Raw genomic sequence first — 17,556 nt, forward strand, 5'->3', positions numbered from 1 at the left:
ACGGCCGGCCCGCGGGGCCGCTACTTCTTCTTGCGCTCGTAGGCGGCTATCGCGGCCTTGAGCGCCTCGAAGGCCGGCTTCTTCGTGCCGTCGTAGCTGCGCATCCCGTAGTACAGCGACCGTGACTTCTTCTCCTCGGGACGTGCCTGGTCCTGGTCGGTGTACCAGAACATCGCCTCGACGTACGGGTTCGCCACCGCGGCCGGGATCGTGTCGGTGGCGATCTCGGCCTGGCGGGCCTGCGTGACGTGCGTGGTCCCCGGCGGGACCACCTTGCCGTCCGACACCTCACCGGGCCCGCTGGTCGGTGCTCCCGTCTCGGTGAGCCAGATGGGCATGTCGGGGGTGCCGTACTTGTCCAGGATCCCCACCAGGTTCTCCCGGAAGTTGCTGATCCGCTCGAAGGCGGTCCCGGTGCCGGGTGTCGCGCTGGGCAGGGTGGGATAGTTGAACGGGTGGTAGCCGACGGCGTCCACGTACTTATTGCCGCCGAGCTTGCAGACGGCGGTCAGGAAGTCCGTCTGGGAGAGCCTGTGGCGCGCGGGCTCGGTCTTGGCCACCGCGAGGCCGCCCATGATGACGTACGCCTTGGGGTCCGCGGCCCGCAGTGCCTGGCTCGTCGCCCGGAGGAGGATGGTGTAGCCCTTCGGGTCGGCGGCGGGCTTCCAGAAGCCGATGTTCTCCTCGTTCCACACCTCCCAGGTGTGGATCCCCATCGCGGAGTACCGCTCGGCGGCCAGCTTGGCGAAGCTGGCGAAGATCTCGGGGTCGGCCGGTGCGCAGCTCTGGCCGGACGTACAGCCCGCCACACGCGCCCACTTCGGGGTGTAGGCGAGCACAGGGAGCACCTTCAGACCGCGGGCCTTGGCTGCCTTGGCGACCCGGTCGAAGCGGTGCCACGAATAGGTGTAGGGCGAATCCGGCTGGATGTTGTTCCACGACAGGTCCATCCGGACCCAGGTGACGCCGACTGCGACCGCGTCGTCCAGACCCCGTGCGAGGTCCGCGTCCGACTTCCACGTCAGGGTGTCGCCGTACGAGATGCCCATCTTCACCTCGCGCACGCCGCCGGCCTCCGCCTCGGAAGGCGACGACGACGGCTTGCCGGTGACGGGCGGCGAGGCCGCTGGGCTCTTCGACGGCATGGACGCGGCGACGATGGTCGCGACCGCGGACACCACGAACGCCACGAGGGCGACGAGCAGGCGCTGCCGTCGACTGGGATCCTTCACCATGCGCACAGCGTAGGCCAATCATTCATCAGGTCCTCCCGCCCCAGGACGTACCCGTCAGGCGGTGTAGTGCTCGCTCGGCACTCGTTCCCACTCCGCGTCACCCACCTGGGGCGACTGCGCCTGCCGCTGCGCGGACATCAACGGCGCCGGTTCGGGCCGCGTGGAGCGGTCGTACCACTGGGCCCTGGTGTCGGTGCGCAGGGCGTTGTCCCGCAGCCGGTGGCGGAACAGCTGCGCCAGGTTGGCCACGCCGTCGGACAGCGCGTTGAGCTTCACCTGGCCACCGCGGGGCCGGTACTCGATGGGCACCTCCATGCAGCGGAAGCCCTCCCGCACGGCGGCGTTCTTGATCTCCTGCGAGAAACCCATACCGTCGGAAGTGACCTTGAGGGTCTCCCAGATGTAGCGGCGGAACACCCACATGCCGCTCTGGGAGTCACGGATCCCGCTCTTGAAGAGCACGCGGCTGAGGAGGCTGAGGGCGTGGTTCGCGACGGTGTGGGAGGGCTTCATCGCCGCACGGTTCTCCGGGCCGAGCCGGTTGGTGTTGAGGAACTCGACCTGGTGCTCGTCGACGATCCTCAGCAGCCGGGGCAGGTCGTCGAAGGGGTAGGTGCAGTCGGCGTCACCGGTGGCGATCACGTTGCCGTACGCCGCGGCGATCCCTGCCTTGTAGGCGTTGCCGTAGCCGCGCAACGGCTGGTGGACGACCCGGGCTCCGTAGGACGCGGCTATCTCGGCGGTGCCGTCCGTGGAGCCGTTGTCCGCTATCACCACCTCGACGCCCCAGCCCTCCGCGGCGAGTTCTTCGAGCGGGATCGTCCCGAAGACGTGCGGCAGGTTCTCGGCCTCGTTCAAGGCGGGAATGACGATGGACAGAGTGGACACGGCAGGCTCCCCCAGCTGGCAGTGTGCGCAGAGGCCAAGTCAAGACCCGGCTTCCGTGCTCTCCCACCCCCCAGCCGGACCGTCCGATGGCATCGAACACTGTAGACGACGGTTAGCACAGCAGAACCACGGATACGCGATCGTAACCGAAAATCACATGCTCATCCACGGCGCTTAACCTTCCGGTTGTCGCCCATCCCCCGTAAGTCCCTTGCCCACAGCGACATGTGACGGTCCGCCGGTGGCCGATCCGGAACCGGCTCGGCCGAACACCCCCTCCTCCGCGCGGCATCCGCCGGTCACCCACGGAACGCACCGGGGCCCGTACCGCCGGGCGGCGGTACGGGCCCCTGGAGCCTGGAACGGCGGTCAGCGGTGGTGCGTCGGCGACACGGTGACCTCGACCCGCTGGAACTCCTTCAGTTCGGAGTAGCCGGTCGTGGCCATCGCGCGGCGCAGCGCGCCGAAGAAGTTCATGGAGCCGTCGGGCGCGTGCGAGGGGCCGAGCAGGATCTGCTCGGTCGTGCCGGCGGTGCCCAGGTTCATGCGCTTGCCGCGCGGCAGTTCCTCGTGCGTGGCCTCCATGCCCCAGTGGAAGCCGCGGCCGGGTGCGTCGGTGGCGCGGGCCAGCGGGGAGCCCATCATCACCGAGTCGGCGCCGCAGGCGATCGCCTTGGGCAGGTCGCCGCTGGAGCCGAAGCCCCCGTCGGCGATGACGTGCACGTAGCGGCCGCCGGACTCGTCCATGTAGTCGCGACGGGCCGCGGCCACGTCGGCGACCGCGGTCGCCATCGGCACCTGGATGCCGAGGACGTTGCGGGTGGTGTGGGCGGCGCCGCCGCCGAAGCCGACGAGGACGCCCGCGGCACCGGTGCGCATCAGGTGCAGCGCCGCGGTGTAGGTGGCGCAGCCGCCGACGATGACCGGGACGTCGAGCTCGTAGATGAACTGCTTCAGGTTGAGCGGCTCGTGGGAGCCCGACACGTGCTCGGCGGAGACCGTCGTGCCGCGGATGACGAAGATGTCCACGCCGGCGTCGACCACGGCCTTGGAGAACTGCGCGGTGCGCTGCGGCGAGAGCGCGGCCGCCGTGACCACACCGGCGTCGCGCACCTCCTTGATGCGCTGGCCGATCAGCTCCTCCTTGATCGGCGCCGCGTAGATCTCCTGCAGGCGACGGGTGACGGAGGCGTCGTCCAGCTCGGCGATCTCGGCGAGCAGCGGCTCGGGGTCCTCGTAGCGGGTCCACAGACCCTCGAGGTTGAGCACGCCCAGGCCGCCGAGGTTGCCGATGCGGATCGCGGTCTCCGGGGAGACCACGGAGTCCATCGGTGCCGCCAGGAAGGGCAGCTCGAACCGGTAGGCGTCGATCTGCCACGCGATCGAGACCTCCTTGGGGTCCCGCGTACGGCGGCTCGGGACGACGGCGATGTCGTCGAATGCGTATGCCCTGCGGCCGCGCTTGCCCCGCCCGATCTCGATCTCAGTCACTGTCGCTATGCCTTTCCTTCGTGGCCTGCCCGTCCAGTATCCCAGGCAGGGCAGCCGGAAGCCCGCGGCCGTGCGGCGCCGCGGGCTCCGGGTGATCCGCTCGTACCGGTCAGCGGGTGTGGTAGTTCGGCGCCTCGGTGGTCATCTGGATGTCGTGCGGGTGGCTCTCCTTGAGCCCGGCCGCGGTGATCCGCACGAAGCGGCCCTTCTCCTTGAGCTCGGGGATGGTGTGGGAGCCGACGTAGCCCATGGAGGAGCGCAGGCCGCCGATGAGCTGGTGGGCCACGGCGGAGAGCGGGCCGCGGTAGGGCACCTGGCCCTCGATGCCCTCGGGGACGAGCTTGTCCTCGGAGAGGATGTTGTCCTGGAAGTAGCGGTCCTTGGAGTACGACTTGGCCTGCCCGCGCGACTGCATCGCCCCGAGCGAGCCCATGCCGCGGTAGGACTTGAACTGCTTGCCGTTGATGAAGAGCAGCTCGCCCGGCGACTCCTCGCAGCCCGCGAGGAGGCTGCCCAGCATGACGGTGTCCGCGCCGGCCGCGATGGCCTTGGCGATGTCGCCGGAGTACTGCAGGCCACCGTCGCCGATCAGCGGGACACCGGCCGGGCCGGCCGCGAGGGAGGCCTCGTAGATCGCCGTCACCTGGGGCGCGCCGACACCGGCGACCACCCGGGTGGTGCAGATCGAGCCGGGGCCGACACCGACCTTGATGCCGTCGGCGCCCGCGTCGATCAGCGCCTGGGCGCCGTCGCGGGTGGCGACGTTGCCGGCCACCACGTCGATCTTGATGTTGGCCTTGACCTTGGCGACCATGTCGAGGATGCCGCGGCTGTGGCCGTGCGCGCTGTCGATGACCAGGAAGTCGGCACCGGCCTCGACCAGCCGCTGGGCGCGGAGGAAGGCCTCGTCGCCGACGCCCACCGCGGCGCCGACCAGCAGGCGGCCCTCGGCGTCCTTGGCGGCGTTGGGGTACTTCTCGGCCTTCACGAAGTCCTTGACCGTGATCAGGCCCTTGAGGCGGCCCTCGTCGTCGACGAGCGGCAGCTTCTCGATCTTGTGCTTGCGCAGCAGGTCCATCGCCTCGACGCCGGAGATGCCGACCTTGCCGGTGACCAGCGGCATCGGCGTCATGACCTCGCGGACCTGCCGGGAGCGGTCGCTCTCGAAGGCCATGTCGCGGTTGGTCACGATGCCCAGCAGCTTGCCGGAGGCGTCGGTGACGGGGACGCCGCTGATGCGGAACTTGCCGCACAGCGCGTCGGCCTCGGCGAGGGTGGCGTCGGGGTGGACGGTGATCGGGTCGGTCACCATGCCGGACTCGGACCGCTTCACCAGGTCGACCTGGTTGACCTGGTCCTCGATGGACAGGTTGCGGTGGAGCACGCCCACGCCGCCCTGGCGGGCCATCGCGATGGCCATCCGCGCCTCGGTGACCTTGTCCATCGCCGCCGACAGCAGCGGGATGTTCACGCTGACGTTCCGGGAGACCTTCGAGCGGGTGTCGACCTGGTTCGGCACGACGTCCGACGCACCTGGGAGCAGCAGCACATCGTCGTAGGTGAGTCCGAGCAGCCCGAACTTCTCGGCTACTCCGTCGGCGTTCAGTGTCATGACACCTTCCCCATGGTCTTGCCCGGCGAGATGTTCAATGCTAATGGCTCCCGCGCGAAACCAATTCCGCCCCTGGTGTGGGGGCCGGGGGCGGGGTGCGCTAGGCGCTCAGACCGGGAGCACCCGCGGCGGCTTCCTCCGCCAGCGCCCGCAGCCGGGACAGCGCGCGGTGCTGCGCCACCCGGACGGCGCCCGGCGACATGCCGAGCACCTGACCGGTCTCCTCCGCCGTGAGGCCCACGGCGACGCGGAGCAGCACCAGCTCCCGCTGGTGCTCCGGGAGGTTGGCGAGCAGCTTCTTCGCCCACTCCGCGTCGCTGCTGAGCAGCGCCCGCTCCTCGGGCCCGAGCGAGTCGTCCGGCTGCTCGGGCATCTCGTCGGAGGGCACGGCCGTCGAGCCCGGACCGCGCATGGCGGCCCGCTGGAGGTCCGCGACCTTGTGCGCGGCGATGCCGAAGACGAAGGCCTCGAAGGGCCGGCCCTGGTCCCGGTAGCGGGGCAGGGCGCACAGCACCGCGAGGCAGACCTCTTGCGCGAGGTCGTCCACGAAGTGGCGCGCGCCACCCGGCAGCCGCGACAGCCTCGTACGGCAGTAGCGCTCGGCGAGCGGGTGCACATGGGCGAGCAGATCGTGCGTCGCCTGCTCGTCGCCGTCCACGGCTCGACGTACGAGTGCCCCTATGGCTGTCTCATTGCCGGTGGCCTCGTCGCGCATCCGTCCATAGTGCATCGCCGCGGGCCGCTCCGTGGGCTCACACCCGTGGTTGTGCTCCGAAGCGTTATGCGGCGCGCCGTGCGGAGCGTTCCGAGGGACCGCACCGGCCGTAGTCATGTCATGCACCCGCCGCCCCGCCCGACCGTGTCCCCGAGAGTCCATGCCTCAAGCATGCGCCCTCGGCGCGGAAACCGGTACGAGCGGGGCAGCCGCACAGCTGCCCCACAGCTCATCGGCCCCTCCAGCCCTCGAAGCCGCTGCCTCAGCGCACCAGGCCCCAGCGGAAGCCGAGCGCCACCGCATGGGCCCGGTCCGAGGCGCCGAGCTTCTTGAACAGGCGTCGTGCGTGCGTCTTGACGGTGTCCTCGGAGAGGAAGAGCTCGCGGCCGATCTCGGCGTTGGAGCGGCCGTGGCTCATGCCCTCCAGCACCTGGATCTCGCGGGCGGTCAGGGTCGGGGCGGCGCCCATCTCGGCCGAGCGCAGCCGGCGCGGGGCGAGCCGCCAGGTCGGGTCGGCCAGCGCCTGCGTGACCGTGGCCCGCAACTCGGCGCGCGAGGCGTCCTTGTGCAGGTACCCGCGGGCACCTGCGGCGACCGCGAGGGCCACCCCGTCCAGGTCCTCGGCGACCGTGAGCATGATGATGCGGGCGCCGGGGTCGGCGGACAGCAGCCGCCGTACGGTCTCGACACCGCCGAGGCCGGGCATCCGGACGTCCATGAGAATGAGGTCCGAGCGGTCGGCGCCCCAGCGGCGGAGGACTTCCTCGCCGTTGGCCGCGGTCGTCACACGCTCCACGCCGGGCACGGTCGCTACCGCGCGGCGCAGGGCCTCTCGGGCAAGCGGGGAGTCGTCGCAGACGAGAACGGAAGTCATGACCGTCCTCCGCAGCTGATCCGCGTCACGTTGAGCCTCCAGGCTGTACGAATCGTTCACCGGTGGGGATGACGGCCTCGGGCGCCTGCCCGATTAGTTCGACCGCCAACCACTTCCGCACCTTCAACGACCCTCACTCGAAAGAGTTACGGAGTTTGGCGGCCGACTCCCGCACTCTCCGTACGCGGACCGACACGGATCAGCAACGTCGCAGGTCGCGGCTGTTCGCCGGGCCCCAAAAACCCGCACAACGGGCGCCCGCTTGCAGCACACATCAGCCGCCGACCGGGGGGCAATGTCAGATTTTGCCTGTTTGGAGGCTTTTTACCCGCATGGCGGGAGTTCGTTGGCGATTTTGTGATGAATCATATTTACATCTACTTCGACAGTAGATGTAACGTCGACAGCACCCTCCCAGAGCTTCGCGCCTGGACGGTGTCCCTGCAGCCCACCTCTCGAGGAGATGAGCAATGGCAGACTTCTCCCGCCTCCCGGGCCCGAACGCCGACCTCTGGGACTGGCAGCTCGTCGCCGCCTGCCGCGGTGTCGACAGCTCCCTGTTCTTCCACCCCGAGGGAGAGCGCGGCGCTGCCCGGAGCGCGCGTGAGGCGGCGGCGAAGGAGGTGTGCATGCGCTGCCCCGTCCGCGCCGAATGCGCGACGCACGCTCTGACGGTCCGCGAACCCTACGGGGTCTGGGGCGGACTCACCGAGGACGAGCGCGAGGAGATGATGGGCCGGTCCCGCAACCGGGTCATGAGCTCGCACGCCACCGGCAGTCACTGACCCACCGGACATCAGCCACAGAGGAAACGTTTCACCACAACGACGGACGTCCGCCTGCGCGCGGACTCAGACCGAAGGGCGGTCGCGCAGAGCCGCGAGACGCAGCCGCCCCAGCATCATGTCGACGGCCGGCACCTGGGCCAGGTCGGGCAGCGTCACCGCGGCCACGTCACGGCGTACGGCCGGCCGGAGTTCGCGCACGGCCACTGCGCGCAGCCGTACCGCCTCCAGCGCGAGGCCCGGCTGCGCCGAGACGTCCATGCCCGAGGCCACCAGGCCGACCGGCCGCCGGGTAGTCGTCCGTGGCGAAGTCGATGCGCGGCTCGAAACCCTCCCGCCCGCACAGCTCGACCAGGTGCCGGCGGCAGTGCGGGCAGCCCGCGATCCACGGTTCGTCCGCGAGGTCGGACAACCGCACCGGACCACCCCCGCGCGCCAGCGGGTGCCCGGCGGGGAGCACCGCGAAGAGCCGGTCGGACAGCAGTGGCCGCACCAGCAGCCCCTCCCACGCGGCCGCCCGATCGCCGCCGCCCTCGCCCTCGTCCTCGTAGCGGTAGGCCAGCGCCAGTTCGCACTCACCGGCACGCAGCATCTCCACCGCCCGCGGCGGCTGCGCCTGGGCCGGAGTGATCCGTACGTCCGGGTGCGCGGCGCGCATCGCGGCCGGCGCGGTGGGAACCGGGGACGGCCCCGCGCTCGGGAACGTCACCAGCCGCACCCGCCCGGCGCGCAGGCCCCCGATGGCCGCGACCTCCTCCTCCGCGGCGGCCAGCCCCGCCAGGATGCCGCTCGCGTGCCGGGTCAGCGCCTCGCCCGCCTCGGTCAGCCGGGTGGTCCGCCCACCTCGGACCAGCAGCGGGGTGCCCGCGGCGAGCTCCAGCGCCTTCATCTGCTGGCTGACCGCCGGCTGGGTGCAGCCCTCCCGCGCGGCGCCCGACAGCGAGCCGGTACGGGCCACGGCGCGCAGCACACGGAGGTGGCGGGCCTCGAACACGCCCCGAGCACAAGCGTTCCTTGGGGGTGGCGTTCAGTGATCGATGATGGACTTTGGGCAGCCCGGGGCGCAGGCTGAGGAACCATGGACATCGCCGGGGAATTCGCGCTGGACGCCGGGATCACCTACCTCAACACCGCCTCCTCGGGCATCGGCCCGCTCCGCTCCGTCGAGGCGCTGCGCACCGCCGTGGCCGCCTGGTCCGACGGCACCGACGACTGGGTGCGCGACGAGCGCGTCCTGGGCGCCGCCCGCGCCGCCTACGCCCGCCTCACCGGGGTCGCCGCCGACCGCGTCGCGGTCGGCTCCTCGGTCACCACGCACGTCGGCATGATCGCCGCGGCCCTCCCCGCCGGGGCCGAAGTCGTGCTGGCCGACGGCGACTTCAGCTCGCTGGTCAACCCCTTCGCCTCCCGCGCCGACGTCGTGATGCGCACCGTGCCCCTGGAGGCGCTCGCCGACGCCGTACGTCCCACCACCGGCCTCGTCGCGGTCAGCGCGGTGCAGTCCGCGGACGGCCGGGTCGCCGACCTCGCGGCGGTCCGCGAGGCCGCGTCGCGGCACGGGGCGCGCGTGCTCGTCGACGCCACCCAGGCGGTTGGCTGGCTCCCGCTGCGCGCGGACGGCCTCGACTACGTCGTGTGCGGCGGCTACAAGTGGCTGCTCGCCCCGCGCGGGGTGTCCTTCCTGACCGTGCGGGAGGGCGCCGAGGACGGGCTGTCGCCGCACTTCGCCGGCTGGTACGCGGCCGAGGACCCCTGGGGCGACTGCTACGGGCCGGTCGCGCACCTCGCGCGTTCCGCCCGGCGGTTCGACGTGATGCCGCCGCTGCTGCCGTACCTGGCCGGGGCGGCCTCGCTGGGGCTCGTCGAGGAGCTGGGCGTCGAGGCCATCGGCGCCCACGACGTCGCGCTGGCCGAGCGCTTCCGGGCGGGCCTGCTGGGGCTCGGCCACAAGCCGGTGCCCTCCGGCGCGCAGGCCTCGGCGATCGTGGCCGTCCCGGGCCTGGGCGACGCGGCGGAGCGGCTGGCCGCCGCCGGCATCCGCGTCTCGGCCCGCGCGGGGAACCTGCGGGCGGCCTTCCACCTGTACAACACCGAGGCGGACGTCGACCGGCTGCTCCGGGTGCTCGCGGGCTAGGGCGTGTCTGATGAATAGCGCCGTCCGCCCGGAGGGCGGGGCTCGTGGCGGCTGGTGCCGGTCGCCGGAAAAGACCTCGCCGGGTGCAGGGCGGGAGCCGTACGGTCACGGGATGAAGCTGCTCTCGGTGAACGTGGGCCGGCCCCGTCCGAACCCGTGGAAGACCAGCGGGACGACCGGCATCGACAAGCTCCCGGTGCCGGGCCCGGTGGCGGTGACCGCACCGGGCCCCAAGGGCACCGGCGCGGTCGGCCTCGCCGGCGACCGGGTGTACGACGTGGCGCACCACGGCGGTACCGACCAGGCGGTCTACGCCTACGCACGCGAGGACCTCGACACCTGGGAACGCGAACTCGACCTGCCGCTGCGCAACGGCATGTTCGGGGAGAACCTGACCACCTCGGGGCTGGACGTCAACCAGGCCCTGATCGGGGAACGCTGGCGGATCGGCGGACCGGGCGGCGCCGTCCTGGAGGTGTCCTGCCCCCGGATCCCCTGCGCCACATTCCAGGGCTGGCTGGAACAGGGCGGCTGGATCAAGACGTTCACCCGCGCCGCGCTGCCCGGTGCCTACCTCCGGGTCGCGGAAGCCGGGGAGGTCCGGGCGGGCGACCGGGTCGAGGTCGTCCACCGCCCGGACCACGAGGTCACCGTCGCGCTGACCTTCCGCGCGGTCACCCTGGAGCCCGCGCTGCTCCCCCGGTTGCTGGCGGCGGACGCGCTCCCGCAGGACGTGCGCGCCGCGGCCCGCGGACGTACGGGGGCTCACTAGCCTGCGGGGCATGACGACTTCACTGATCACGGGAGCCACCGCGGGGATCGGCGCGGCGTTCGCGCGCCGGCTGGCGGGGGACGGTCACGCCCTCGTCCTGGTCGCCCGCGACGAGCAGCGGCTGGAGGAGTGCGCGCAGGACCTGCGGCGCGCGTACGGGGTGACCGTCGAGGTGCTGCCCGCCGACCTGTCGGCGGACAAGGGCATCGAGACGGTCGAGGCACGGCTCCGCGACCGCGAACGCCCGGTCGACGTGCTGGTCAACAACGCGGGCTTCGGCAACCGGGGCGGCTTCGGCGACGTGCCGATGGCCGATGAGCTGACCATGCTCAAGGTGCACTGCGAGGCGGTGCTGCGGCTGACCGGCGCCGCGACCGGCGCCATGCGGGAGCGCGGGCGCGGCTTCGTGATCAACGTGGCCTCGGTGGCGGCCTTCGTGCCGCGCGGCACGTACGGGGCCAGCAAGGCGTGGGTCGTCAGCTTCACCCAGGGCGTGGCCCGCGACCTGGCGGGCACCGGGGTGCGGCTGCTGGCGCTGTGCCCGGGCTTCGTCCGCACCGAGTTCCACCAGCGGGCCGGGATGGACACCGGCGGCATCCCCTCCTGGGCGTGGCTGGACGCCGACAAGGTGGTCGCCGCGGCCCTGCGCGACCTGGCCCGCGGCCGCTCCCTCAGCGTGCCCGACCCCCGCTACAAGGTCGCGGTGGCGGCGGCCAGGCTGGCGCCGAGCGGGGCGCTCGGCCGCGTCTCGTCGAAGGCGGGGAGGCGCTTCGGTCCGGCCTACCCCCGCGACTGAGACCGGCCGTCGAGGCGGCGTGGGCCGTCCCTGGCCGTCCCTGGCCGTCACAGCCCGAAGGCCCCCGTTCCCGGCCGGGAACGGGGGCCTTCGCGGTCCAGCTCAGTGGGAGTGGCCGTGGCCGTGACCGTGACCGGCCTCGGCGGGCTCCTCCTCCTTCTTCTCCACCACGAGGGTCTCGGTGGTGAGGAGCAGGGAGGCGATGGAGGCGGCGTTCTCCAGGGCGGAGCGGGTGACCTTGACCGGGTCGATGACGCCGGACTTCACCAGGTCGCCGTACTCGCCGGTCGCGGCGTTGAAGCCGTGGCCCTTCTCCAGCTCGGCGACCTTGGAGGTGATGACGTAGCCCTCCAGGCCGGCGTTCTCGGCGATCCAGCGCAGCGGCTCGACCGCGGCGCGGCGGACGACCGCCACACCGGTGGCCTCGTCGCCGGTCTTGCCGAGGTTGTCGTCCAGCACCTTGACCGCGTGGACGAGCGCGGAGCCACCACCGGAGACGATGCCCTCCTCGACCGCGGCGCGGGTCGCGGAGATGGCGTCTTCCAGACGGTGCTTCTTCTCCTTGAGCTCGACCTCGGTGGCCGCGCCGACGCGGATGACGCACACGCCGCCGGCCAGCTTGGCGAGGCGCTCCTGGAGCTTCTCGCGGTCCCAGTCGGAGTCGGTCGAGGCGATCTCGGCCTTGATCTGGTTGATCCGGCCGGTGATCTCCGAGGACTCGCCGGCGCCGTCGACGACGGTGGTGTCGTCCTTGGTGACGGTCACGCGGCGGGCGGTGCCGAGCACGTCCAGGCCGACCTGGTCGAGCTTGAGGCCGACCTCCTCGGCGACGACGGTGCCGCCGGTGAGGGTGGCGATGTCACCGAGCATGGCCTTGCGGCGGTCGCCGAAGCCGGGGGCCTTGACCGCGACCGCGTTGAAGGTGCCGCGGATCTTGTTGACCACCAGGGTCGACAGGGCCTCGCCCTCGACGTCCTCGGCGATGATCAGCAGCGGCTTGGAGGCACCGGCCTGCAGGATCTTCTCCAGCAGCGGGAGCAGGTCCTGGATGGAGGAGATCTTGCCCTGGGTGATGAGGATGTACGGGTCCTCCAGGACGGCCTCCTGGCGCTCCTGGTCCGTCACGAAGTACGGCGACAGGTAGCCCTTGTCGAAGGCCATGCCCTCGGTGAAGTCCAGCTCCAGGCCGAAGGTGTTGGACTCCTCGACGGTGATGACACCGTCCTTGCCGACCTTGTCGATCGCCTCGGCGATCAGCTCGCCGACCTGCTTGTCCTGGGCGGACAGCGCGGCGACGGCGGCGACGTCGTCCTTGCCCTCGATGGGGCGGGCGGTCGCGAGCAGCTCGTCCGAGACGGCCTTGACGGCGGCGTCGATGCCCTTCTTCAGGGCGGCCGGGGAGGCGCCGGCGGCGACGTTGCGCAGACCCTCGCGGACCAGCGCCTGGGCGAGCACGGTGGCGGTGGTGGTGCCGTCACCCGCGATGTCGTTGGTCTTGGTCGCCACCTCCTTCACCAGCTGCGCGCCGAGGTTCTCGTACGGGTCGTCGATCTCGACCTCACGCGCGATGGTCACACCGTCGTTGGTGATGGTCGGGGCGCCGAACTTCTTGTCGATGACGACGTTGCGGCCCTTGGGGCCGATCGTCACCTTCACGGTGTCGGCGAGCTTGTTGACGCCACGCTCGAGGGCGCGACGGGCGTCCTCGTCGAACTTCAGGATCTTGGCCATACCGGCGGAATTCCTCGTCTTTGGGTTCTCGTCAAAGACCGCGCCCCGGGTCCCCGGTCCGTGCGAGGACTCGGTGTGCCCGGGGCGTGGTCACGGCATTTCTCGGTTACGAGCGGCGCCGGATTTACTTCTCGACGATCGCGAGGACGTCGCGAGCCGAGAGGACGAGGTACTCCTCGCCGCTGTACTTGACCTCGGTGCCGCCGTACTTGCTGTACAGCACGATGTCGCCGACCTTGACGTCGAGCGGGATGCGGTTGCCGTCCTCGAAGCGACCCGGGCCGACGGCCAGGACGACGCCCTCCTGGGGCTTCTCCTTGGCGGTGTCCGGGATGACCAGGCCGGAGGCGGTGGTCTGCTCGGCATCCAGCGGCTGGACCACGATGCGGTCCTCGAGCGGCTTGATGGCAACCTTGGTGCTGGTGGTCGTCACGATCCGACCTCCCCCTTCAAAGGGCTCACGGGAGTGTCTGTCTGGGGTGGCGACCTGGTAGGCCCGTCGTCGCGGGTGCCGGACCTGCCCGTCGCGTTTGTTCTGGCACTCGGCATGGCTGAGTGCCAGGTCCGAGATTAGGACGCGCTTAGCACTCGGTCAAGCGGAGTGCCAACGCCGCGCCGCACGATCCGCGCTCCCCCGGGGGGAACGGGGTGCCCGGACGCGCGGTTCCGGGCCCGGCGCGCCCGTGCCGCTCACCGGCGGACGGCGCTCCACGCGCCGAGCGCGGCAAGGGTGAACCCGTCGCGCAGCTCGCCCGAGCGGACCGCCCCCGCGATGTCGTCCGGGCCCCACCAGCGCGCCTCGGCGACCTCGCCGTCCCCGGCGGCACCGGGCCCGGCCACGGCGTCCCCGGCGACGGCCACCTCGACGACGGCCACCTGGCTCTCCAGCAGCCCGGAGTCGACGTCCAGGACCGCCACCACCGTCGCCGCCGAGCCCACCAGCCCGGTCTCCTCGGCGAGCTCGCGCAGCGCGTCGGCGGCGGGGTCGGCCTCGCCGAAGCCGCGCGGCAGCTCCCAGGCCCAGCGTCCCACCGCAGGCCGCCACTGACGGACCATCAGCACGTCCTCACCCCGCCGGGCGAGGACCACGACACCTGTGCGACCGCCGCCGACCCGGACCCGGTGCAGCTCGACCTCCGCCCCGGACGGCAGCCGGTAGGTGTCGAGGTGGACCTCGCACCACCGCCCGCCCTCGGCGTCGCCGTACGCCTTGCGGCTCCCGGTACGTGCCGCCTCGCCGTCCATCAGACCGCCCCCCGCGGGGTCGCCGGGAACTCCATCACGTCGTACCGGCCCCGGTAGTCCCGCAGGCGCGGCAGCCCCGCGGTCACGGCGGCGACGAGCACGGGCGTCAGGGCCCCGGCCGCGCCGGCCGCGAACGAACCGAGCGCCCCCTGGCCGAGCACCCCCGCGGCGGCGCTCAGCCCGCCCGCCGCCAGGGACTCGGCGCCGAGCCCGCGGACCGCCCGCGCGACGCGCCGCACGCGGGTCACCGGCACCTCGTCCCCGCGGCCTTCCGGGGGCTCCTTGGTCCGTCCGCCGAGCAGGTCGCCGACCTCCTGGAGCGCGGCGAGGTCCTGCCGCTCCCACCACGCCGCGAGGGCGTCCGCGGCGTCGTCGGTGAAGCGCTGCCACTGCGCCGCGGTCAGCAGCCCGAGCCGCAGCTCGAAGCGGGTCGGCCAGGCCACCACCTGGGTCCGCTCCCCCAGCGCCTCGGCCTCCGCCCGCGGTACGCCGTGCCGGGTGGCGCTCACCCCGAGCGCGCACCCCTCACCGGCGGCGATCGCCCGGTAGTACGTCTCGTCGAAGGCGTCGCGCAGCGTCCGCCCGTCGGCCCGCACGTCCGGGTCGTGGTCGTGCAGCAAGGCGTCCAGCCGCTCGTGCACGCGGCTGCGGTGGGGCATGCCGTCCACGTCGAGCTCCCCGCCGGTCCACGCGGCCAGCACGGCCCGTCCCGCGTCACCGGCGAGCGCCCCGGGCGGGGGCGGGGGCTGCACGGCGTACGCGGCCCCGTAGTCGGCCGGCCGCAGCGGGCTGACCTCCAGCTGGCCGCGTCCTGCCGCCTGCAGCCAGTCGTCCCAGCGGGTGACCATGCGCCGCCGCAACGGGGTGCCGAGGACCCCGGTCGCCGCGAGCAGCCGGTCCGCCGTGGCGGCCGGACCCTCCGCCGCGAGCCTCGCGGCGGCGGCGGCCGGGTCGGCGCGGACGGCGAGCTCGTGCTGCAGGCGCAGGCACCGGTCGTCGGGGAGCGGCAGGGAGGAGAAGAGGAAGCCGCGGGAGAGGAGTGCGACGAGCTGCCCCGCCAGGTCCGCGTCGCGGGCGTTGACCCGGATCGGCATCATCGCCCCGCCGCCGACGGCGCGCAGCGCGAGCTCGTCGAGGAGTTCGGCGGGCCGCAGCACGGCGAAGGCGGCGCCGTCGAGCAACTGGGAGTAGGCCAGGAAGAGGCCGCCGCCCTGGAGGACCTCCCAGCGCAGCCGCCCGAGCAGTTCCGCCCGGGTCCGCGCGTCCACACGCTCCACCGGGGCGGCGCCGCCGGGTGCTCCGGCGCTCAGCGTGGCCCGCTGCCGTAAGGAGTCCCATTCCGTGCTGAGCACGGCCGTCATCCGTCCCCCCTCGTCCTCCACGTACCGGGCAAGTCCAGCACGCACCGGTGCCGCGGGACAATGGACGGCGTGGATCTTGACGCGTTCTCGGCTCTCCTGACCGACGAGGGGCAGTCGCTGCTGACCTCCCTGCGGGACTACGACCCCGCCGCCGAACTGGCGGCCGCGACACGGCTGCGGCGGGAGCACGACGCCGGGCTGGTGGCGGCGGCGCTGACGCAGGCCCGGCTGCGGCAGCGGGCGGCGGCGAAGTTCGGGGAGGACGCGTACCGGATGTACTTCACACCCGACGGGGTCGAGCAGTCGACGCGCGCCTCCGTCGCCCGGCACCGGGCGGAGCGGTTCGCCGCGCTCGGGGTGCGGCGGCTGGCGGACCTGTGCTGCGGGATCGGCGGGGACGCCGTCCCGCTGGCCCGCGCCGGGGTGAAGGTGCTGGCGGTCGACCGCTCCCCGCTGACCTGCGCGGTGGTGCGGGCGAACGCCGAGGCGCTGGGGCTGGCCGACCTGATCGAGGTGCGCTGCGCCGATGTGACGCAGACCGCCACGGACGGCTTCGACGCGGTGTTCGCCGACCCCGCCCGGCGTGGCGGACGGGGCAGGATCTTCGACCCCGAGGCGTACTCCCCGCCGCTGTCGTGGGCGGTGGCGGCGGCGCGGAGGGCGCCGCTGGCCGCCGTGAAGGTGGCGCCGGGGATCCCGCACGAGGCCGTGCCGGAGGACGCCGAGGCGGAATGGGTCTCCGACCACGGCGACGTGAAGGAGGCCGTGCTGTGGTTCGGCACCACACCGGGCGCCCGCCGCGCGACCCTCCTGCCGTCGGGCGCCACGCTGCCCGCCGCCGGGCTGCCCGACCCCCAGGTGCGCCCCGTGGGGCGCTGGCTGTACGAGCCGGACGGCGCGGTCATCCGGGCCCACATGGTGGCCGACGTGGCGGCGCAGGTCGGCGGCGGGCTGATCGACGGGACCATCGCGTACGTCACCTCGGACGAGCCGCACACGACGCCGTACGCGACCGCCTACGAGATCACCGACGTGCTGCCTTTCAACCTCAAGCGGCTCAAGGCCCTGCTGCGCGAACGCGAGGTCGGCGTGCTGACCGTCAAGAAGCGCGGCTCGGCCGTCGAGCCGGAGGAGGTGCGCCGCCGCGTCAAGCCCCAGGGCCCCCACGCGGCCACGGTCTTCCTCACCCGTGTCGCGGGCGCCCCGAGCATGCTGGTGGGCGGCCCGGTCCGCGGCTGAGGCGCTACGTCCGCCGCAGCAGGCGCCGCGCGGCGCCCGGCACGTCGGTGAGGGCGCCGGCGAGGACGGTGGGGTCGCAGCTGCCCAGCGCGGGGCCGGTGTACCCCCAGACCGCGCCGATCGACGGGATCCCGGCGGACGCCGCGGCGACGACGTCGGAAGGGCTGTCGCCCACGAAGCAGGCACGGCCGGGCGGCACCCCGAGACGGTCGAGCGCGAGCAGGATCCCCTCCCCGGAGGGCTTGGGCGCCGCGTCGCCCCATCCGACCACCACGCCGAAGTGCGCGGACAGCTCCGCGGGGACGAGCCGCGCCACCCGGCTCGCGGGCTGCATGGTCACCACCCCGATCGCCGTACCGGAGGCCGCGAGGTCGCGCAGCACGCCGACGGCGCCCGGGAACGGCGACGCACCCCACGTGGCGAGGGTGAGCGCGTCCTCCCAGGAGGCTCCGAACACGGTCTCCTCGTCGGTCACGCCGAGACGCGCCAGGAGTTCGTGATGGGGAAGGTGGTCGAGTCCGGCCGGCAGACGGCTCTCGTCGACGGGCTCGCCCAGGGCGGCGCGGGCGACGTCGAGGATCGCCTGTCGCATCGCCCGCCGGCTGTCGAGGAGGACGCCGTCGAGATCGAAGAGGACGGCACAGCCGGAATCGGTCACTACTTCGCCACCTGCGAGAA

General features: G+C 72.6%; 16 protein-coding genes and 1 pseudogene. 5 read left to right on the forward strand and 12 right to left on the reverse strand.

Going from position 1 to position 17,556, the window contains the following annotated elements; all coding sequences use genetic code 11:
• Positions 1-20: 20 nt before the first annotated feature.
• The 6 genes from PV341_RS10520 to PV341_RS10545 all read right to left on the reverse strand — a co-directional run bounded on the left by PV341_RS10520 (position 21) and on the right by PV341_RS10545 (position 6,815).
• Positions 21-1,235 carry a cellulase family glycosylhydrolase gene (locus PV341_RS10520; RefSeq protein ID WP_500328099.1) on the reverse strand — a complete coding sequence of 405 codons (1,215 nt, stop codon included), beginning with the start codon at positions 1,233-1,235 and terminating at the stop codon, positions 21-23.
• A 54-nt stretch (positions 1,236-1,289) separates the two neighbouring features.
• Positions 1,290-2,123, reverse strand: a complete 834-nt coding sequence (locus tag PV341_RS10525; RefSeq protein ID WP_500328100.1) for a glycosyltransferase family 2 protein — start codon at positions 2,121-2,123, stop codon at positions 1,290-1,292.
• Positions 2,124-2,492: 369 nt separating this feature from the next.
• On the reverse strand, positions 2,493-3,614 hold the full coding sequence (locus tag PV341_RS10530) for a GuaB3 family IMP dehydrogenase-related protein (RefSeq protein WP_499513468.1): 1,122 nt from the start codon (positions 3,612-3,614) through the stop codon (positions 2,493-2,495).
• A 109-nt stretch (positions 3,615-3,723) separates the two neighbouring features.
• Positions 3,724-5,226: an IMP dehydrogenase gene (guaB, locus tag PV341_RS10535; RefSeq protein ID WP_500328102.1), complete on the reverse strand. Its 1,503-nt coding sequence runs from the start codon at positions 5,224-5,226 to the stop codon at positions 3,724-3,726.
• Positions 5,227-5,326: 100 nt separating this feature from the next.
• On the reverse strand, positions 5,327-5,941 hold the full coding sequence (locus PV341_RS10540; protein WP_499513466.1) for a sigma-70 family RNA polymerase sigma factor: 615 nt from the start codon (positions 5,939-5,941) through the stop codon (positions 5,327-5,329).
• Positions 5,942-6,203: 262 nt separating this feature from the next.
• Positions 6,204-6,815 (reverse strand): response regulator transcription factor, encoded by a 612-nt coding sequence (locus PV341_RS10545; protein WP_003948568.1) that lies wholly within the window; start codon positions 6,813-6,815, stop codon positions 6,204-6,206.
• 470 nt (positions 6,816-7,285) lie between these two features.
• Between PV341_RS10545 and PV341_RS10550 the strand changes: the two genes are divergently transcribed.
• Positions 7,286-7,600 carry a WhiB family transcriptional regulator gene (locus PV341_RS10550; RefSeq protein ID WP_319138961.1) on the forward strand — a complete coding sequence of 105 codons (315 nt, stop codon included), beginning with the start codon at positions 7,286-7,288 and terminating at the stop codon, positions 7,598-7,600.
• A gap of 66 nt (positions 7,601-7,666) precedes the next feature.
• On the opposite strand, the pseudogene PV341_RS10555 reads toward PV341_RS10550, so the two are convergent.
• Positions 7,667-8,594 (reverse strand): annotated as a pseudogene (locus PV341_RS10555) (LysR family transcriptional regulator).
• 84 nt (positions 8,595-8,678) lie between these two features.
• On the opposite strand from PV341_RS10555, the gene PV341_RS10560 reads away from it, so the two are divergent.
• The 3 genes from PV341_RS10560 to PV341_RS10570 all read left to right on the forward strand — a co-directional run bounded on the left by PV341_RS10560 (position 8,679) and on the right by PV341_RS10570 (position 11,302).
• Complete coding sequence (locus PV341_RS10560; protein WP_500328104.1) at positions 8,679-9,734, forward strand: aminotransferase class V-fold PLP-dependent enzyme; 1,056 nt, start codon at positions 8,679-8,681, stop codon at positions 9,732-9,734.
• A 112-nt stretch (positions 9,735-9,846) separates the two neighbouring features.
• The gene (locus PV341_RS10565; protein ID WP_500357469.1) at positions 9,847-10,506 is read left to right on the forward strand and encodes an MOSC domain-containing protein; all 660 of its coding nucleotides are present in this window, start codon (positions 9,847-9,849) and stop codon (positions 10,504-10,506) included.
• A 10-nt stretch (positions 10,507-10,516) separates the two neighbouring features.
• Positions 10,517-11,302: an SDR family NAD(P)-dependent oxidoreductase gene (locus PV341_RS10570; protein ID WP_500328107.1), complete on the forward strand. Its 786-nt coding sequence runs from the start codon at positions 10,517-10,519 to the stop codon at positions 11,300-11,302.
• A gap of 102 nt (positions 11,303-11,404) precedes the next feature.
• On the opposite strand, the gene groL is transcribed toward PV341_RS10570, so the two are convergent.
• The 4 genes from groL to PV341_RS10590 all read right to left on the reverse strand — a co-directional run bounded on the left by groL (position 11,405) and on the right by PV341_RS10590 (position 15,639).
• The gene (gene groL, locus PV341_RS10575; protein ID WP_500328108.1) at positions 11,405-13,033 is read right to left on the reverse strand and encodes a chaperonin GroEL; all 1,629 of its coding nucleotides are present in this window, start codon (positions 13,031-13,033) and stop codon (positions 11,405-11,407) included.
• 124 nt (positions 13,034-13,157) lie between these two features.
• Positions 13,158-13,466 (reverse strand): co-chaperone GroES, encoded by a 309-nt coding sequence (gene groES / locus PV341_RS10580; RefSeq protein ID WP_319158003.1) that lies wholly within the window; start codon positions 13,464-13,466, stop codon positions 13,158-13,160.
• 257 nt (positions 13,467-13,723) lie between these two features.
• Positions 13,724-14,278 carry an NUDIX domain-containing protein gene (locus PV341_RS10585; protein WP_500328110.1) on the reverse strand — a complete coding sequence of 185 codons (555 nt, stop codon included), beginning with the start codon at positions 14,276-14,278 and terminating at the stop codon, positions 13,724-13,726.
• A complete protein-coding gene (locus tag PV341_RS10590; protein ID WP_500357471.1) occupies positions 14,278-15,639 on the reverse strand; it encodes a hypothetical protein in 1,362 nt (453 codons plus the stop codon). Before PV341_RS10590 ends, PV341_RS10585 begins: the two co-directional genes overlap by 1 nt.
• 60 nt (positions 15,640-15,699) lie before the next feature.
• Between PV341_RS10590 and PV341_RS10595 the strand changes: the two genes are divergently transcribed.
• Entirely contained in the window at positions 15,700-16,878 is a 1,179-nt protein-coding gene (locus tag PV341_RS10595; protein ID WP_500328113.1) for a THUMP-like domain-containing protein, read from the forward strand.
• Positions 16,879-16,882: 4 nt separating this feature from the next.
• On the opposite strand, the gene PV341_RS10600 is transcribed toward PV341_RS10595, so the two are convergent.
• Positions 16,883-17,536, reverse strand: coding sequence for an HAD family hydrolase (locus PV341_RS10600; protein WP_500328115.1), 654 nt, complete (start codon positions 17,534-17,536; stop codon positions 16,883-16,885).
• Between the last annotated feature and the right edge of the window lie 20 nt (positions 17,537-17,556).

This window comes from Streptomyces sp. PA03-1a, from assembly GCF_033792805.1.
In the GTDB taxonomy this organism is placed as follows: Bacteria; Actinomycetota; Actinomycetes; order Streptomycetales; family Streptomycetaceae; genus Actinacidiphila.